Origin of the sequence: Psychrobacter sp. GW64-MNA-CIBAN-0177, from assembly GCF_040309585.1 — a bacterium.
GTDB lineage: Bacteria > Pseudomonadota > Gammaproteobacteria > Pseudomonadales > Moraxellaceae > Psychrobacter > Psychrobacter okhotskensis.
Window position 1 is genome coordinate 1 of the sequence record NZ_JBEOOY010000018.1, and the last position, 18,488, is coordinate 18,488.

17 protein-coding genes are annotated in these 18,488 nt (G+C 43.8%); 10 read left to right on the top strand and 7 right to left on the bottom strand.

Going from position 1 to position 18,488, the window contains the following annotated elements:
* The first annotated feature begins 133 nt into the window (after nucleotides 1-133).
* From AAEY79_RS10795 to AAEY79_RS10810, 4 genes are all read left to right on the top strand, one after another.
* Nucleotides 134-1,156 (top strand): alpha/beta fold hydrolase, encoded by a 1,023-nt coding sequence (locus AAEY79_RS10795; protein WP_352288322.1) that lies wholly within the window; start codon nucleotides 134-136, stop codon nucleotides 1,154-1,156.
* A gap of 112 nt (nucleotides 1,157-1,268) precedes the next feature.
* A complete protein-coding gene (locus AAEY79_RS10800) occupies nucleotides 1,269-2,336 on the top strand; it encodes a bifunctional nicotinamide-nucleotide adenylyltransferase/Nudix hydroxylase (protein ID WP_352288325.1) in 1,068 nt (355 codons plus the stop codon).
* Nucleotides 2,337-2,634: 298 nt separating this feature from the next.
* Nucleotides 2,635-4,032: a nicotinate phosphoribosyltransferase gene (locus AAEY79_RS10805; protein WP_101211139.1), complete on the top strand. Its 1,398-nt coding sequence runs from the start codon at nucleotides 2,635-2,637 to the stop codon at nucleotides 4,030-4,032.
* Nucleotides 4,026-4,886: an SGNH/GDSL hydrolase family protein gene (locus AAEY79_RS10810; protein WP_201617097.1), complete on the top strand. Its 861-nt coding sequence runs from the start codon at nucleotides 4,026-4,028 to the stop codon at nucleotides 4,884-4,886. The genes AAEY79_RS10805 and AAEY79_RS10810 overlap by 7 nt, the downstream gene beginning before the upstream one ends.
* A gap of 260 nt (nucleotides 4,887-5,146) precedes the next feature.
* On the opposite strand, the gene AAEY79_RS10815 is transcribed toward AAEY79_RS10810, so the two are convergent.
* Nucleotides 5,147-5,437 (bottom strand): type B 50S ribosomal protein L31, encoded by a 291-nt coding sequence (locus tag AAEY79_RS10815; RefSeq protein ID WP_201577101.1) that lies wholly within the window; start codon nucleotides 5,435-5,437, stop codon nucleotides 5,147-5,149.
* A 486-nt stretch (nucleotides 5,438-5,923) separates the two neighbouring features.
* On the opposite strand from AAEY79_RS10815, the gene AAEY79_RS10820 reads away from it, so the two are divergent.
* Entirely contained in the window at nucleotides 5,924-6,529 is a 606-nt protein-coding gene (locus tag AAEY79_RS10820; RefSeq protein ID WP_201565604.1) for a YceI family protein, read from the top strand.
* A 212-nt stretch (nucleotides 6,530-6,741) separates the two neighbouring features.
* The gene (locus tag AAEY79_RS10825; protein WP_201577098.1) at nucleotides 6,742-7,893 is read left to right on the top strand and encodes a GNAT family N-acetyltransferase; all 1,152 of its coding nucleotides are present in this window, start codon (nucleotides 6,742-6,744) and stop codon (nucleotides 7,891-7,893) included.
* A 235-nt stretch (nucleotides 7,894-8,128) separates the two neighbouring features.
* Here AAEY79_RS10825 and AAEY79_RS10830 read toward each other — a convergent pair whose 3' ends face one another.
* Nucleotides 8,129-8,563: a hypothetical protein gene (locus AAEY79_RS10830; protein ID WP_201565613.1), complete on the bottom strand. Its 435-nt coding sequence runs from the start codon at nucleotides 8,561-8,563 to the stop codon at nucleotides 8,129-8,131.
* 709 nt (nucleotides 8,564-9,272) lie between these two features.
* Here AAEY79_RS10830 and AAEY79_RS10835 point away from each other — a divergent pair.
* Entirely contained in the window at nucleotides 9,273-10,913 is a 1,641-nt protein-coding gene (locus tag AAEY79_RS10835; RefSeq protein WP_227687607.1) for an FAD-dependent oxidoreductase, read from the top strand.
* A gap of 231 nt (nucleotides 10,914-11,144) precedes the next feature.
* On the opposite strand, the gene AAEY79_RS10840 is transcribed toward AAEY79_RS10835, so the two are convergent.
* Nucleotides 11,145-11,822 (bottom strand): TIGR00730 family Rossman fold protein, encoded by a 678-nt coding sequence (locus AAEY79_RS10840; protein WP_025652510.1) that lies wholly within the window; start codon nucleotides 11,820-11,822, stop codon nucleotides 11,145-11,147.
* Between the two features lie 501 nt (nucleotides 11,823-12,323).
* On the opposite strand from AAEY79_RS10840, the gene AAEY79_RS10845 reads away from it, so the two are divergent.
* Entirely contained in the window at nucleotides 12,324-13,277 is a 954-nt protein-coding gene (locus AAEY79_RS10845) for an alpha/beta fold hydrolase (RefSeq protein ID WP_265088511.1), read from the top strand.
* Nucleotides 13,278-13,347: 70 nt separating this feature from the next.
* On the opposite strand, the gene AAEY79_RS10850 is transcribed toward AAEY79_RS10845, so the two are convergent.
* On the bottom strand, nucleotides 13,348-14,070 hold the full coding sequence (locus AAEY79_RS10850; protein ID WP_025652513.1) for a putative quorum-sensing-regulated virulence factor: 723 nt from the start codon (nucleotides 14,068-14,070) through the stop codon (nucleotides 13,348-13,350).
* 220 nt (nucleotides 14,071-14,290) lie between these two features.
* Between AAEY79_RS10850 and AAEY79_RS10855 the strand changes: the two genes are divergently transcribed.
* The gene (locus AAEY79_RS10855; RefSeq protein WP_173239801.1) at nucleotides 14,291-14,881 is read left to right on the top strand and encodes a M23 family metallopeptidase; all 591 of its coding nucleotides are present in this window, start codon (nucleotides 14,291-14,293) and stop codon (nucleotides 14,879-14,881) included.
* Here the strand turns inward: AAEY79_RS10855 and phoR are convergent.
* The 3 genes from phoR to dtd form a co-directional block, all read right to left on the bottom strand.
* Nucleotides 14,878-15,987, bottom strand: a complete 1,110-nt coding sequence (phoR, locus tag AAEY79_RS10860) for a phosphate regulon sensor histidine kinase PhoR (protein ID WP_227692951.1) — start codon at nucleotides 15,985-15,987, stop codon at nucleotides 14,878-14,880. The two genes, AAEY79_RS10855 and phoR, sit on opposite strands and share 4 nt — an antisense overlap.
* Nucleotides 15,988-16,050: 63 nt before the next feature.
* Nucleotides 16,051-16,755 carry a phosphate regulon transcriptional regulator PhoB gene (gene phoB / locus AAEY79_RS10865; RefSeq protein ID WP_173239802.1) on the bottom strand — a complete coding sequence of 235 codons (705 nt, stop codon included), beginning with the start codon at nucleotides 16,753-16,755 and terminating at the stop codon, nucleotides 16,051-16,053.
* A 164-nt stretch (nucleotides 16,756-16,919) separates the two neighbouring features.
* Nucleotides 16,920-17,372, bottom strand: coding sequence for a D-aminoacyl-tRNA deacylase (gene dtd / locus AAEY79_RS10870; protein WP_201565617.1), 453 nt, complete (start codon nucleotides 17,370-17,372; stop codon nucleotides 16,920-16,922).
* 128 nt (nucleotides 17,373-17,500) lie between these two features.
* Here dtd and asd point away from each other — a divergent pair, with 128 nt between their 5' ends.
* Complete coding sequence (gene asd, locus AAEY79_RS10875) at nucleotides 17,501-18,343, top strand: archaetidylserine decarboxylase (protein ID WP_201582914.1); 843 nt, start codon at nucleotides 17,501-17,503, stop codon at nucleotides 18,341-18,343.
* The last annotated feature ends 145 nt before the right edge of the window (nucleotides 18,344-18,488 follow it).

The following is an 18,488-nucleotide window of genomic DNA, read 5'->3' on the forward strand; positions in this document are numbered from 1 at the left end:
TGTGCTTTGTACTCAACAAAAAACTTGGTAATCCGCCTCTTCAGTTTGATTTGCTTATTTCAAGTTGAGAGTGGGGTTTGTTAAACATTACATTTGAGCTAATAGCAATTTCATATTTAATTGAATCAATCTTATGATGACAGAAACCCTAAAGCTGGTAAGTACCAAAGACGGTGAGCAAATTGCTATTTGGCAAATTGTTGATACAGCCACAGATAACGTAGTGCCTGATGACGATAGCTTATCCATCACGAACCTCACTGCCGAGCGCACGACCATTCAACCACAAAACGTGCTGTTGACCCACGGTACATTTTCAGACAAACAGACTTGTTTAAGAATCGCCCAATATCTGGCGCAACTTGGTCATCATTGCTACATTATGGAATGGCGCGGTCATGGTGCGAGCTCGATACCAAAAGACAAATTTAACTTCGAAACCGTCGCAACCTATGATTTTGAGGCCACCTTTCGTTATTTATTTGATGACCTAAAGCTGGACAACTTGCACTGCGTTACTCACAGTGGCGGCGGTGCCTGCTTAACGATGTTTTTAATCCAACATCCGCAGTACATTAACCACATAAACAGTATCAGTATGTTTGCCTGTCAAGTTTATGGCGCTATCGTAAGCTCTAAAAACCACGTCAAAATTCTTGCCGTCAAAACTCTCAACCGTATGCTTGGCTACCTCCCTGCCAACCGACTCAAGCTTGGCCCTATTAACGAAAGCTACTATACGATGAACCAGTGGTACGAATGGAACCTGAACAAAGACTTTAAAAGCAGCTTTATACAACAAAGTGAATTCGACACAACGACAATTGATCAAAACACTCCCTCTAATATCGCATCTGAAAATACTCCATCTCATACTGTATCTCATAACAGACACTTCGATTATCGACAACACATGTCAATGATCACCACACCTATCTATGCGATCAGTGCCAAAGGCGACCGTTTTATTTCACCAACCCGTGGCTGTCAGTTATTTTTTGACAAGTTTGCTAACCCTAATAACGTCTTTCGTGAATACGCAATCAGCCGTGGCGATTTGGACGATTATACTCATAGTCGTATTATGATTAGCCGCAATGCTGCGACAGAGATTTGGCCAACGGTAACCGCATGGATAGAGAAGCATGCAAGGTAACGATGACACACCCCTACACATCTTTATACTTGTCAGAAAGTCATAGGCTGTGTCAGTATTAGCGTCATCAATTTTTAACCAATAAAAAATAAGTCGTAGGAAAGTGGCGTCTATGAGTGGATTATCAGAGCAAAATCTAGATACACAAAACCCAGATAAGCAGGGAAAAAAACACTATCGTTATTTGGTGTTTATTGGCCGCTTTCAGCCGTTTCATTGCGGGCACAAAGCGGTTGTGGATGAAGCCTTGAAGCGTGCCGACAATGTCATCATGCTCATCGGCTCCGCCAACTTACCACGTAGCTTGCGCAATCCCTTTAGCGTTGCTGAGCGCGCCGCGATGATTAAAGGCGCGTATTCAACAGCAGATGCCGCGCGTATTCACTGCGTTGGACTCGATGATGCGCTCTACAATGACACGCGCTGGCTGCAATACGTGCAAGCAGGCGTAAAGTCAGTCACTGGCGACTTGCAGACCGATATCGGTCTCATTGGTCATTCAAAGGACAGCTCATCATATTATTTATCGCTATTCCCCAACTGGGCGTCTGTCTCTGTGCCCAATTATCACAATCTATCGGCTACCCCTATTCGGGATAGTTATCTGATGGGTGCCACGCCAACGCCTGAGCGCACCCCTGAGTCGACCCGCAACGTCCTAAATGACTTCAAGAAAACCGAGGATTATCAACAGTTGCACGAAGAAGCTGACTTCGTCGATAAGTATAAAAGACAATGGGAGTCTGCGCCTTACCCGCCTACCTTTATGACGGCAGACGCTTTGGTCGTCCAGTCAGGTCATATTCTGTTGGTAGAACGTCGCAGCATGCCAGGGCGCGGGCTGTGGGCACTGCCCGGTGGTTTTTTGAATCCAAAAGAGACCCTATTTGACGCCTGTATCCGTGAGCTACGCGAAGAGACACGCCTTAAAGTCCCAGAGCCAGTATTACGCGGCTCTTGTCATAGTCAGCATACCTTTGACGACCCTTACCGCTCAGCGCGTGGTCGCACGATTACTCAAGCCTTTTACTTTCAGCTAAAAAACGACCCGAAAGGTCTGCCCAAAGTGAAAGGCGGTGACGACGCGGCCAAAGCATTTTGGCTACCACTTGCCGAGTTGGATGCCACCATGATGTTTGAAGATCATTATGCGATTATCACCAAAATGGTTGGCTTATAAGGTGTTCTGTCGCTGACTGTTTAGTGCATTAATGCCCTACTTTCAATTAACGACACTCTATATAATTTACCTCATAAATTTGGTTTTATCAGTGCCACTTATATTTTCACCGCCCAAACCGATAGACGGTACGGGTTATTACGCAGCATTTAGGTGTCCTTACTAGATGCTGTCAATGGATGAACCGTTAGACTGTTGAGCAATAAATTAATGCTAATTTATATAAATACTTCTAGTCCGTTTAAGACTCAACAGTGACGCAAGTCGTCCATTTCACTCAAAGCAGAGGAGTTCTGTGATGTATACCAGCAATTTAAATAATTTAATCTTAAATAGCGACAGCTATAAAACCTCACATTGGGTGCAATATCCAAGCGGTAGTGAGTATCTATCCAGCTATATCGAAGCGCGTAAAGGCGATTACGACGTAGTGTTCTTTGGTCTGCAAGCCTTTATCAAAGAATACCTGAGTACCCCTATTACCCACCAAGACATTGATGAAGCCGAAATACTGATTCAAGCGCATGGCTTAACCTTTAACCGTGCAGGTTGGGAGCGTTTGGTTGATAAGCATGGCGGCTATTTGCCACTACGTATCGAAGCCATACCTGAAGGCAGCATCGTGTCCGTCTCCAATGTGGTCTGTCAGATTATCAATACTGACCCAGAATTCTATTGGCTACCAAGTTATATCGAAACGGCATTACTCCGTGCTATCTGGTATCCGTCGACGGTCGCCAGTGTCTCGCACTATTGCAAAGGCATCATTCGTCAAGCGCTAGAAAAATCAGCAGATAATACCGAATCACTGACGTTCCGCTTACATGACTTTGGCTCACGCGGTGCGTCTAGTCAAGAATCTGTCGCACTGGGCAGCTTGGCACATTTGGTGAACTTTGCTGGCACAGACTCAATGACGGCTTTGGTGGCTGCCAGTCGCTGGTATCAAATGGATAAAGACATGCCTGCGTTTTCTATCCCTGCGGCTGAACACAGCACCATGACTGCTTGGGGTCGTGATGGTGAGACAGCGGCATTTGCCAATATGATTGAGCAGTTTGGCGGGACTGGCAAAAGTTTTTCAGTGGTCTCTGATAGCTATGATTTATGGAATGCCATTGACAATATTTGGGGTGGCAGCTTGAAGGACGACGTAAAAAACATGGGCGGTACTTTAGTCATCAGGCCTGATAGTGGTGAGCCTGCTAAAGTAGTTCGCGAGGCGCTGGAGCGCTTGGCAGTGAAATTTGGCACGACTATTAATAGCAAAGGCTACAAAGTTTTGCCAGATTATGTACGTGTCATCCAAGGGGATGGCATTAGCCCGCAAAGCTTGAGCAAAATTATCGACGTGGTCATAAAGGCAGGCTTTAGTGCTGACAATATTACCTTTGGCATGGGCGGTGGTCTACTACAACAAGTCAATCGCGATACCATGAGCTGGGCGATGAAAGCCAGTGCCATCTCTATCGATGGCGTATGGAAAGATATCTATAAAGATCCTGTCACCAGCCGCTCGAAACGCTCAAAAAAAGGTCGCTTGGCATTAATACAAAGCACTAATGGCAAGCCAAAAACCATCAAAGTGAATGACTTACCCGCTGGTGCAGACAACCTATTACGTGACGTTTATATCGATGGCAAATTATTGGTAGAAGACAGCCTCACTACGATTCGGGAGCGTGCAGGATGGTAAATAGCAATAAAATAGCCTCGGTCGCAAGAGACGTCCTACTGGCCCCTATTTATCTTTACCAAGGTCGCAAAATCAAGCGTGATACGGTGCGCTTGCCTGAGCCAAATGGAGAGCGACACGGACATATCCAATTAGGCAAACCGACTGATGCCACTGCTAATACTAAAGATAAGACCAAGCAAACACTAAATATCATGGTCGTTGGAGATTCAGCAGCAGCGGGTGTCGGTAGTCAGACGCAACAAGAAGCGCTGGTTGGTAATTTGATGCCTATCTTAGCGCAGCAATCCGAGATTAATACCCAGTTTGATAGCCTAATTTGGTCGTTGCAAGCGACCACTGGACATACCAGCTTCGATATCTTGCGCAGGCTTTATGTCCTGCCTACGCCTAGTCAAGCTGTCGATGTGATGGTACTGAGTGTTGGTGTTAATGACACTACCTCAAACGTCTCTGTGAGTAAATGGCAGCAGCAAATCGAAGACATTATTACTATCGCTCAGCGTAAATTTGGCGTACGGCAATTGATTTTTTTGAGTCTACCGCCCATGGCACAAATGCCTGCGATACCGGCCCCTTTGAATCACTTCGTCGGTGCCAAAGCCTCAATCCTTGATAAGACATTACAGCAAGTGTGTGCGAGTAATGAGGGCGTCACTTATATGGCTACCGATTTTCCACGGATGATAGAAGAGCACTCTAATGGTACGCCAATTGATATCAAGGTGATGTTCGCTAGTGATGGCTTTCACCCTAGTAGTTTAATGTATGGCTATTGGGCTCAGCAACTGGCAGAGCTTATTGTCAAATTGCTTAATTCATCAGCTGCCGAATTGAGCAGCCCTACTGTCTAAAAGCTGATATAGATATAGTCAGTGAAAAGTTATATCGAACCATCCACGCACTGCTGATATCCATTTTGCTTGCTGTGCCTGCGCAGACAGAGGCTACAAAAACTTGATATCAGCAATACCATAGCGTTTTTAGGATATTTTGACTATAGCTTAAATTAAATCTCGAAAACTGATAGCCTGAAATTTAAACAAAAAAAACCGCTGAATAATCAGCGGTTTTTTTATGGCTTAGCAAAATAAATTGACGCGATAAGCGTAATTTATTCAGCTGAATCAGCAGCTTGTTCAGCAGCTTTCTTGTTACGGCCACCAAACGCGCCAAAGCGTTTGTTAAAGCTAGCAACACGACCTTCGGTAGAAGTTTTACGTTGCTCGCCAGTATAGAATGGATGCGACGCACTTGAAATATCAAGTGGGTAGTATGGATATTCTTTACCTTCGTATTCACGAGTGGCTTTGGTTTTAGCGGTTGAACGAGTCAAAAAGAACACGTCAGCGTTAGTGTCGTGGAATAAAACTTCTTGGTAATCAGGATGGATATCTTTACGCATAATAAACTCTCTATGTCCGATGTATTTACAGTCTTCTCGACGATGTGTCGAATTTTTATAAAGAAATTCTTACAAAAAAGCTCTCATAAAAAAGTATATATAAAACTGTGCATACGTAACTGAGGCACTAAGGACATTTGCAAGGCTGGCAACTGCATCACTGGCTTATTCCAGCACCCAATACCATACCTCTGCTCACTTAGCCTTCCCCAGCGGGAAAATCAAACCGCGATTTTAACGGTTTTTGCCGTTTGATGCAAGCAGCAGTTATGATAATCATAGGTAATCAAACGTTAGCAAACCGACAATGGTCTTGAGATAACTGTTTTATGCTAGTATAATAGTTGATTAGACAAACCACTTAATACCAATTATAATTGTAGATTATTTAAACAATACTTATCTTTTAGTATCGAGGTTTATGACAGGTCCTCTATTAACTGAATCACTATTTAATCAACCCTCACTAAATAAGGATAATAGCCAATGATAAACGCTGCTCTAAAAAACACCACGAAAGCCCTACTCATCAGCTCTGCACTGGCAATCACTACCATGGCGAGCGCGGCACTACCTAGCCAATGGCAATTAGATGACTCACATACTCGTGTTGGCTTCTCTGTCAATCACCTAGGGTTTTCAACGACCATGGGCCGCTTTAATGATGTGCAAGGTACGGTTAATTACGATATCAAAACCCCTAACAAGACCAATATGAACTTTACGATCGCAACCGATAGTATCGATACCAATTGGGATGCCCGTGATAAGCATTTAAAAACCGATGAGTTTTTTAATGTGGCCAAATATCCAACGATGACGTTCAAGTCTACTAAGGTCAGTTTTATCAATCCACAACAAGCAAAAATAACAGGTGATTTCACCATGCTTGGTCAAACTAAGCCACTTACATTAGATGTGACGTTGAACAAAATTGCTAATAGCCCTCTTACTAAAGAGCCAGTTATTGGTTTTCGCGCAACGGGTAATATCGATCGCGCTGCTTACGGTATGACGGCTTATGCAGCTGGCATCACGACCAATGTGCCTATTCAAATCGATGGTGAGTTGGTACAGAAAACCACAAAATAATACTGAAGTCTTATTAAAAAGTATTTACTAAAAAAAGCAGCCACTATGATGGCTGTTTTTTTTTGCTTTTTTATAGCCCTGCACTATTTGCTAAACAAATATATGCAAATAAATGAATAAATCCATTTATTTGCTTGTTAACCCTTATAGTTATTGTTATATTCATATATATGAATTTACGAATATAAACATAACACTGAGGGAGCAGAAAGATGGATACAGTAAATATCGACTTTGTCGCTATAGATAAAAACTGGGACAAAAACATCGCCGACTATCATTTTGATATCTATCATTTATCTGGCTGGATAGCTGCCTCAGCTATCGTAGACAAAGGTAAACCGCAGGGTATCATCGCTCACTATAAAAATAAAAAAGTGTTTTTGCCAATTATCATTAGAGACATTAATCGTGAAAATACCAATTGCGAATATACTGATTCTGAGAACAGTAATTGCGAATATACTGATGCTCAATATTGGGATGCCACTTCTACTTATGGCTACGGTGGCCCCTTGATGGACAAGTCCTTAACTGATGCCGAGGTAGACATCATTATGGAAGCAATCAGAGCTGTCCTCTTTGCCAAAGGCTGTGTCTCCTTATTCATGAGACTGCATCCCATCATTAATAAAGAATGGATTCCAACGGTTGGTAAAGCTCTAACTCACGGACTGACATTGATGTCTGACTTGAGCAAGTCGGCCGAGGAGCACTGGGGAGAAACCCAAAATCGACACCGTAGAGGTATCAAAAAAGCGGTAAAAATGAATGTCGTGACCAAAATTGAGCAATTGACCAGAGAAAATGCCATGGTGTTCTCCAGCATTTATAAAGAAACCATGGCACAGGTCAACGCCAGTCAATACTACTTTTTTGACGATGATTATTTTTTTAATTTGCTTGAGAACCTTCAAAATAGAATCGTATTAATCACCGCTTATCAAGAAGACAAAGCAATCGCCTCCTCTATTTATACGACCTGTAAAGAATCAGGTATCATGCAATTCCATCTCGGCGGAACACTCAACGCTTATACTAACTTGCAGCCTTCAAAGTTGATTACTCATGTTGCTCGTGACTGGGGTAGAGAAAATCGTTATGAATTGCTACACCTCGGCGGTGGCGTTGGTGCGGCTCTAGATTCTTTATATGAATATAAAAAAGGCTTTAGCTCGCAAGAGTTGTTGTTTAAAACCTATAGACTAATCGTCAATCCCGTAAAGTATGCAGCGCTGGTTGCTGATAGTTGGTTTTCAGAAAGTGACTTAAGCTCAGATTTCTTCCCTTTATACAGAAAAGAAACAACAGAGGAAGTTGCCTTGGAGATCGTTCAGGCGGAAGTTTTAGCAGATATCTCCTAAACATATAAAAAAGTCATACAGGATTTCTTGTCTTAGGGTCTGTTGAACATTCAAATATTAGGACTGCTGATCGCTAAAATCGCCCCAGACTAGCCGTAAACCGACGATAATGTCGAGACCTTAGCTAGGTTTACAACAACGTTTGGGGTGATTTTAGCATCAGCTCAAGCCGAACACAAAAAAGCAGCCACTATATTGGCTGCTTTTTTTGGCTTAAGGTTAACACTTTATCAATTTATTTAGTTTTAACGATATGCCAAACGCCAAGCTTATTGTCGCCGTCAGTATCGCCAACTTTTGTGTCGTTGGCATAAAAGTACAAAGGCTTGCCATTGACAGCCCATTGATACTTACCGTCTTCTCGTTGGAAAGCGGCAAACTGACCAGAAGCTTGGGCATTACTCGGTGCCATAAACGCCGGCCAAGCCAGTAGACATGCCGAGCCACACTCCGATTTGTTCATGGAATCTTTGTCAAAGGTGTATAGCGTCATTTTGTTGGTGGCATCCACTAGCATCCCATTCATGCTGGCAACTGGTGCTTTATTGCTCATGCTAGCTTGTACATCATGCATGCCTGAATCGTCGTTGCCAAACACATTGTTTAGCGTCGAACAACCCGTTACGGTCAATACACTAGCTAGGGCAGATAACATTAGAATACGTTTCATAATCACTTCCTTGTATTAAAAAAAACATCTCATTAATTTGGATTTTTACCGAATTGAATTTTTATTGAACATGGTGTTTATTAATTATCAATATTGCAATCTGCTGATTTGTGCGATAGTTCAGTCATACGCTCAGCCAACTGCTTTATTTTCATACACTTTACTCTCACAGCTGATTTCAAGTAATTTCACTATAGCATATGCCCTAAAACGGTCGTTTTTGTCGGCATATAAACTTACAAAAACTTGCGAATATTACAAATTAGTAAACTACAGGGTCAAGTTTATGAGCGAAGGCAGTACTTGTTCGCGGACGTTTAAAGAATTAATGATACTTAAGTAAGGATTGACTGTACTTAAATGATGCTATGCGTTTCATCCCTACCTTTATCTTTTATAGCTAAGACAGTGCATGGCAGGTCGTTGACAAAACTAATGTAACTACTTACGTATTTGCCGTCATATCCCTAATAGGTTTTCGTAAAATAACGTTATCTATAATAAATAGTCGATAACAAGAACCAAGCCATTAAAATTATGACTATGGCGGTTCCATATGAATGTTGAACTTGGCTACCTTCGCACGCATATAAATAGCTATAGCACGATCCAAGACACTGACATGATCAGAAATTTATATGCCCAGACAATTATATGAATAAGCGGAGCATGTCCCGATGCTGATGCTATTAAGGATATAACCACGACAATGACCAATAATTTAAGTAAAAATCCCTCTAAAGATACTGGTGCTCAAGAGACTGATCTCAAAGATATTAAGTCTCCAGCCACTAAACTTGATACAACAGCGGTGGCAATAAAGAACCACCCATCTACCAAACGTGTCGGCATCTTGGGTGGCGGTACTGCAGGGGCAACGATTGCCATTCGCCTAGCAGCTCTAGGGCTTGAGACCTACGTATTTGAGAAGAAAAAATCACTGATCGATGGTCCACCCATGTGCCATTTGCACGCGGGTGGTAATCTATATCGTGAAATTCCTGACGAGGATTGCGTTGCCCTGCTTAAGCAGTGTATCGATATCTTGCGCCTTTATCCTTATACCATCGACGTACGTCCAACGGTGTTCGCGGTACCGACGCGTGATGAAGGCTTGCCTGAAGATTTGCTACCGCGTCTCGATATTTTGACGGACGCATATCGTGAGCTCATCGCACAAGACAGCAATAACAAAGTATTGGGCGAACCGGAAAACTATTATCAGCTCTATAGTCATGAGCAACTGATTGCGCTGTCTGAACGTGAGCAAGTTGCGATACCGAGCACGGTTGACGAATGGATGATACCGGTTGCTAAGTATTTGGACTTGAATAAAGTAAAGTTTCCGCTCATTGTCGTACAAGAATATGGCTGGAATATTTTTCGTTTAGCCGCTTCTGCGCACCTTGCATTAGAAGGCTATGAGCACGCGCACGTCTTTACCAATACGCAAATCAAGCAAGTCATGCCTGTCGACTGTGAGAACTGTACCAACGCTGATCACCATGTCACAAAATGGCGCGTCGATTATCAGCAAGCTGGTGAGTCTCAACCTGAGTCTATCGAAGTCGATTACCTAGTCAATGCTTGCGGCTTTCGCACCGGTGTCATCGACGATATGGTGGGCGTCAAAGTCGAGCGTATGGTTGAGTTCAAATCTTCTTATATCACACACTGGGGTGACGCTGGCGGACAGATACCCGAAATCATCGTGTACGGCAGTCGCGGTACGCCAGAAGGTATGGCACAGCTAACACCTTATCCAGGTGGTTACTTCCAAATCCATGGCATGAGTAAAGCCATTACCTTGTTCAATGATGGATTGGTGGCCTCTAATAAAGGCAGCGCGCAGCCTAAGTTGCCGCAGCAATATGTACATTATATCGAAGATGGCTGGGACAAAGCACCACTGCAAGCGCGTAGTCAGCAAGCAATTGAATACGTAGCAGAGTTTGTGCCGACCTTTAATAGCGCGCGCACCATCGGTAATGCCTTATATGGTGGGCAGCAAATTCCGGGTCAGGACGATACACTACGGGTGGCAGATGTGAGCTTATACTCAAATATACGCTACGCCCGCGCGGAAAATGTCAAAGCATCGTCCACCTTGATTGCTGCTGATCAAATCGTCGATGAGCTGACCGATCTCGGTTTAATAGATAACGACACAGTGGCCAATCGTAGCCGCTATACACATGACTGGACCTATCTAGCCCACAATGACAGCTTAACGATTGATAAAGTAGCACGCGGCTTGGCTGAAGACCGTGGCTTCCCAGCGGCGATGGCAGATGTTAATCATAGCATTCGTGAGATTGCGTTAGAGAGTTTGACGCCAGTTCAGCCTTAGATATTTGTATTTGCAGTTGACTAGCTGTTTTAACGAGGTGTTAAATTTGGCAAAAACAACGTTAAAAATTATTAAGAAAAAGGGAGGGCGTTGCTAATTACTAGCAACGCCCTCCTTTTTTCTTATATACAATGACACAATTTAACGTTTCATATTCTAACAGAGGTATATTTGATCAACACCTTTATAGGTATTAATTAGCCATGTTAAAGAAATATACAGCGCCGGTCTTTAATTACCTGCCATTTTTTCAGTATCAACTGCATCATCTATCGTTACAACTGTCTGCAGCAACTCAATCGCTTCACCGATGGTATTACAAACCACCAAACGCTCTAGATCTTGCTGCTTCATAAAGCCTTGTTCTGTAGTATATTTTAGGTGCTCAATCATCCGATCATAAAAACCATTGATATTCAGAATAATCATGGGCTTTTCATGTTGATACAACTGACGCCATGTGGCGATTTCCATAATCTCTTCGAGCGTACCAAGGCCACCGGGTAAGGTAATAAACGCATCGGCGTACTCCGCCATGACTGTCTTACGCGTATGCATGGTATCGGTCAGATGCAGACGCGTAAGACCCTCATGGGCGATTTCGTGCTTAAGCATAAAGGTAGGAATCACCCCAACGGCTTGTGCGCCGCCTTTAATCACTTCATCGGCGACCGCGCCCATCAGACCAATGCTGGCACCGCCATAAACCAAGCCCATGCCATTATCGGCTAGAGCACGACCAAGCTCACGCGCTGCCTGCTCATAAACCTCACTATTACCCAACCGTGATCCACAATAAACAGCCACCAATGGCATCGCTAGGGTTGATTTATCCACCGCTTTTTCGATATTCGTAATGTCTTGGCTGGTAATCACTTCATAAGTATCATTATTAATTTTCATTTGCATATAACGCTCCTAAGTTTGCTTGGATTATTGTATTAAATGGTTCGGTAAAAGGTTTTATTGCTTGTTAGAATGACACAATATGACGCTTATCACTAACGTTAACTCGCTGTATTCTGCGGTGCTGTCATCTTTTACTTTTTTCATGCTTTGCTGATAAAAGCTTGTGATGAGGCGTTCTGATAAGGTCTAAGGTGTTGTCAGCAGTCTATTAATTACGCATAATGAACATCAGTGGAATTCATAACTATTGTTTATATTTGGTTTTTTATAAACAGCCAGTAGAAGTATTATAAATCCGGTGATTCATGAGAAAGATAAAACAACGCTCATTATGCTGCTATTTGTTAGCGTTTATCTTAACATAAGCCATGCTATCACATGGTAGCAACGATTTATCACTACGCAATGACTACATTTTTTAGCACTGACTTGCTATAAAACGTTGCAGATCCACATTCATTATTCTTTAATAAAAACGACGAAACTCATCAAGGTATTTTTATGCATAATAACCATGCGCCATCTTCTGTAGCACTACAAGGCGACACGATCGACGCGACTAATGACCATGAAAGCAACGCTGATAATGGCAGCTATTCATTAAGTATTATGACTGAGCGCAATCAGGCGTTGGCCGCAACGGTTTATCGCCCTACAGAGACGGTCAAAGCCGCTGTCATGATAGCGCCCGCTACCGGTATCAAGCGTCAGTTTTATCACAACTTTGCAAGCCATTTAGCAGCGCAGGGCTTCGGTGTCCTGACCTTTGACAACGAAGGTATCGGCGAGTCACTAGCAACCGATTTGGCCAAATGTGATGCCTCACTGATAAGTTGGGGTCGTCATGACATGCCAGCCGTCCTCGATGCCTTACAAGATGAATTTCCCGATGCTTCTTACCATCTCGTCGGTCATAGTGCAGGCGGTCAGCTGATTGGTCTGATGCGCAATTATGATGCTATCGCCTCGGTGTTCAATGTCGCTTGCTCGTCAGGTTGTATCAAAAACATGGACATGCCTTATAAACTCAAGGCGATGGGTTTTATGGATGCATTTATTCCTGTTACGAACTTTGCGCTGGGCTATACCCCATCAGATAAAATCGGCATGGGCGAACCGCTACCGCGCGGCGTGTCTCGTCAGTGGCGCGAATGGTGCAATGGCTCAGGTTATATCAAAACCGCCTTTGGCAAAAGCATTCATACGCATTTTTATGATGACATTCGCATGCCAGCACTGTGGCTAGGCTTTAGCGATGACGAAATTGCCAATAGCAAAAACATCGACGACATGATTCGCGTCTATACAAAGATGCCGGTCGAAAAACGCTTTTTTAAGCCAAAAGACTTTGGTCTGAGCAGCATTGGTCATATGCGCTATTTTAGTAGTCGAACCAATGCCAAGGCACCTGAGTTATGGCAAATGGCAGTAGATTGGTTAAATCAGCAGCAATAGCTCCAGAAATCATAGCTTTGAAAACGACGGCTTCAAGCATGAATAAAAATAGAACGGCTGATAACGCGCTTTACTCTTGTGCATTTCCTACGTCTGCTGCCTTAATACGTTTCGTCAATGCTGAATAAAGCGACGGCTGCATGTTATGGATGTTACCGAGCATCCATTTAACATAGTTGATGGGCACGTCTTTAATCAGCTTACCTTTATGCTTACCAAAGGGCATTTTGCTCACTGGATTGGCCTTGTTAGCGATAGCATGGGCCGCCGCAAAATCAGTCGGCGCAATCTCCAAACGCTCACAGCAAGCTTGATAAAGCAGATAGCACATACGGGCATCACCTAGCGCATCATGAGCGGCAATCGTCATTTTTCTCGCTTCAGACTTGCCCAATAATTGCTCGATACACTTAGATTGACTGTAGCCGCTCCATTCTGGGAAAGCTACGCGCGCCAGCCTCACGGTACAAATTAGCTTGGCAGAGGGACTACCAATCACCCGCCAATCAAAACGTACGTTATGACCAATTAAGTACTTGGGCAATTCAAATTGCGCCAAATCAAAACGCTCAAGCCCAGCCACGTCGTCATCCGTAATACCATGCACCCTGATGACGATTGGGGATATCGAGCGACCACTGTTGAAATATTTCATCCACTCAAATCCGCTAGCCACATTAATCGTCGCCACTTGAATCGGTCGTGGATCACGGCCTTGATCGGTTTCGGTATCGATAACCAGCGCTGTATCAGCCGTGGTAGAAATGTCCGCAGAATTAAAAGCGTCAGTCATAAAAACTTAACCATAGACGTTGGCTAAAAATAGCAGCCAGTTTTTATCATTTAGAAAACATTATAAAAAATTTTATTGGATGAGATTTTATCTATTACCTTATCATTTATGGGGCTAAAAGCTAAAGATAACAACTAGATATAACAATGCTATACAAAGAGATGAGAATTGAGCCTTTATAATATTGACGAGAATTGATGTAAAAAACTAAGAGATATCGATGCAAGCAAATGGAAGCAACCAAAAGCCCAACCCCTCTTTTTTCAGTCGTGTATTAAGCGTACTGATTAAAGCAAGTGTCTTGCTAGCGCTGTTATTTGTATTCGATAAATTATTACCCAGCATTAGCCAACAGACTCAGTCTTTTGTCGTAGCAAAATGGCAGCAACTGAGTTTATTACAACAAGCGTTACCCATAGAAAACAGCCTACCCAGTCCACTACCAGAGCAGCATCTAACCGATACTTGGGGCGCTGCGCGTAGCCAAGGGCGCTCTCATGAAGGCATTGATATTTTTGCACCTCGGGGCACACCAATACAATCGACCACGCAGGGCATCGTCCGCAAAGTCGGCGACAATGCGTTGGGGGGACGCGTGGTGGTGGTGGTTGGACCGGGCGGCGCAGGACATTATTACGCTCATCTAGAAGATTATGCCGACATCGCGCCCAATGACTGGGTCAATGCTGGCGATATCGTTGGCTATGTTGGCGACAGCGGTAATGCCAAAGGCACGCCGACCCACGTGCATTATGGTATTTATATCAATGGCAGCGCGGTTAACCCCTACCCACTTCTACAAAAAAATTAGGAGGTATGGGCAGAACGCACATACGCGGCTGGAAATACTGCACTAAAGGTCGAGCCTTTGCCTTCTACCGACTCTATCGTTAATTGCGCCTCATGTTGATATAAAACGTGCTTCACAATAGCCAAGCCTAAGCCCGTACCACCGCTAGCACGGCTACGTCCACTATCGATGCGATAAAAGCGTTCCGTCAAGCGCTCGATATGTTGGGGCGCAATACCGAGACCATCATCTTCAACAGCAAAGCGGCAGCCTTCCGCTGTTTTTGTCCAGCTGATAGCTATATTGCCACCCTTTGGCGTGTATTTGATGGCATTAATGACCAAATTGGATAAGGCACTCGTTAAGTACATCTGTGATCCGTATAACCCATCGTAAGTGTCTATCTGCAAATGAATAGTATGATTATATTCTTGGTTATACGCTTGCGCATCATCATAGATATGCGTCAGTAACTTGGTCATATCAATGTCATTAAGCTCGTGCGTCTCTTCGATTTCGATACGAGACAACAGCAGTAAGTCATTTACAATCCGATTCATACGGGCAGTCTGCTGAGTCATTAGCTCAAAGCCACGTCGCCACTGCGGTGGCATATCTTCCTGCTCGGAAAAATTTTCTAAATATCCCATCAACACAGTCAATGGCGTGCGCAGCTCATGCGAGACATTGGCGACAAAATCACGACGCATTTCCTCCAAATGCTGCAAGCGGGTCACATCATAAATGATCAGTAATTTTTCATCATCGAAAGGCGTAAGCTCACACTTTAGATAACGTTTAGGGTCTCGCCATGACACCATGTGCACACCATCGCTCGGTGGGGTGATAGCCTGATAGTACTGGCGAAATTCTGGTATGGTGATAAAGTCAAAAATACTCTGACCTTTATCAGTTGCCTGCAATAACAACAAGTCTTCCGCTGCCTGATTCCACCATTCCAAACCATCTTCATCATTGAGCAAAATAACCGCATCCCGTAACGCTCGTAAGGCGCTGCGGATTTTTTTAAGTTGATCCGTTGTATTGTGCTGGGCAACTTGCGCTTGCTCACCCTGTTGCTCATTTTCTATCGGCATCATAGGCATTATCGGTGTTGTCATCGTCATTTATCATCCCTACCACTAGATACTGTGTTTCTTTACGCTTACCAAGACATTTTCTGCGGCTGATTAAATGGATTCAATCAAGCTAGAAAACCGATACCCAGTACCGCGTACCGTTTGTATCAGCGTAGCACAATCATAAGGCTGCAGTAATTTACGTAAGCGCCGAATATGTACATCAATCGTCCGGTCTTCAATATAGACATTGCCGCCCCAAACCTGATCTAGCAGCTGTGTCCGCGTATAAGCACGCTCTGGATGACTCATAAAAAATGCCAACAATCGATACTCTGTCGGACCGATATCGATGAGCTGACCCGCTGCCGTCACGCGCTGGCTTTTAGGATCTAAGCTAAGCTTGCCGATTTCGATAGGCTTATCAGCGCTGAGTGCACTACTACGACGTAGCACCGCCTTGATTCTTGAGATTAGCTCACGTGTTGAAAAAGGCTTGGTCATATAGTCATCAGCCCCAGCATCGAGCCCATGAACCTTACTGTCTTCTTCACTTTTGGCAGTCAGCATAATGACCGGTATCTCGGCGAGCGAATCGTCGTTTTTGAGCATCCGGCAAAAATCAATGCCGCTTTTTTCACCGTTCAGCATCCAATCTAATAGTATCAGCGCCGGACGGTGATCAACCACTTGCTGATGCGCCTCTGCTACGTCCGCAGCGTGCAGGCTATCAAAGCCAGCCATCTCTAAGGTCATCGCAATCATTTCACGAATCGCAGGCTCATCCTCAACGATCAAAATTTGCTCATTATACATACGGCAGCCTTGTTATTAGATTTTAAGATTCAAAAATTTAGCGCACCAAAACTCAAATTAGGAAAATTAACATAAAGAAATTAAGATACAAAAAAGGCAATACACAGTCACCAGTTTCTACTTATTAAACGGGTTAATTATGACAGCTTCATGACAACGGCTTTCTAGACTTCTAATAAAAAGTTTAGTGGCCCATCATTGACGCTTGCCACTTGCATATCAGCACCAAATTGACCAGTGGCAACATTGTGATGCTGAGTTTTAGCATAAGTAATCATTTGCTCAAACAACATTTGAGCAGCATTAGGTGCCATCGCGCCACCAAAATCAGGGCGACGACCCTTGTCTGTTTTTGCCATCAAGGTAAATTGCGACACCAATAATAGCCCGCCACCGACCTGTTGCACATTTTTATCCAGTTTACCGACCTTGGCAGGATCGTCATGATTTTCAAATATGCGATAGGTCAGAATTTTATCAATCATGCGCTGGGCAGTTTGCAGGCTATCATCATGCCCCAAGCCAATATACGCCAACACCCCATGCTCGATGGCACCGATATTTTGTGCATCGACGCTGACACTGGCACAGTGAACCCGTTGTATAAGCGCTTTCATTTAGAGCCTTTTTTATTTATAAATGTCTGACAGATTATGGTCATACAATACTCTGCTGTCCATGATAAAATACCGCCATTGATTTGCTTATTAATTATTACATCAAACCCTATCTTGGTAGCCCGATTATGAATTTATTTACTACCCTTCAACAATTTGTCCCGCAGCAGCAGCTGAGTAAAGTCGCTGGGCGTCTAGCCGCCAGCCGTCATCCGTATGTCAAACGTGCCTTTATTCGTAGTTTTGCCAAGGCTTACGGCGTCAGCTTAGGTGAGTATGAGCGTCAGAGCTTTAATGCTTATGAGAGTTTTAATGACTTCTTTACCCGTGAGCTCAAAAAAAACGCCCGTATCATCGATAGCAGCGTAAACGGTATTGTCAGTCCTGCCGATGGTATCATCTCGCAGCTAGGACAGATTGAAGACCATAAATTGCTGCAAGCCAAAGGTCGTCATTATGACGTTGGTCAATTACTGGCCAATAGCGAAGATGGCAGCTATTTCGCTGATGGTAGCTTTGCGACCGTGTATCTAGCGCCCAGCAATTATCACCGCGTTCATATGCCTTTTGATGGTACCTTGACCAAGACCCGCTATGTACCGGGTACGCTGTTTTCGGTCAATAATACCACAGCCGCTAACGTGCCTGATTTGTTTGCCCGTAATGAGCGCTTGGTCTGTTTATTTGATACAAAATATGGCAAAGCGGCCGTGGTAATGGTTGGCGCTATGATTGTCGCTGGTATCGAAACCGTCGCTACCGGAAAAATCAGCCGCACTGAGGACATCCAAGAAGCAGATCACGACATGAGCTTTGAGAAAGGCGATGAGCTTGGACGCTTTTATTTAGGTTCAACGGCGATTGTCGTCTTACCAAAAGCCGCAAAAGCGGATTGGCAGGACAGCATGAAAGCCAATAGCGTGGTAAAAATGGGACAGCTATTGGGTGAGGCAAAAACTCAGCAAGCTTAGTTTTTAAGAAAATCATAGTACTAAAAAGCCCAGTTAAACGTAGATGATGACGTTTAACTGGGCTTTTTAATGGCTGTTAGTTTGTACTACTTCTATTTTGTATTGCCTATTTTTACTACTTTGGGCTACCCTGTGCAAAGGCCTT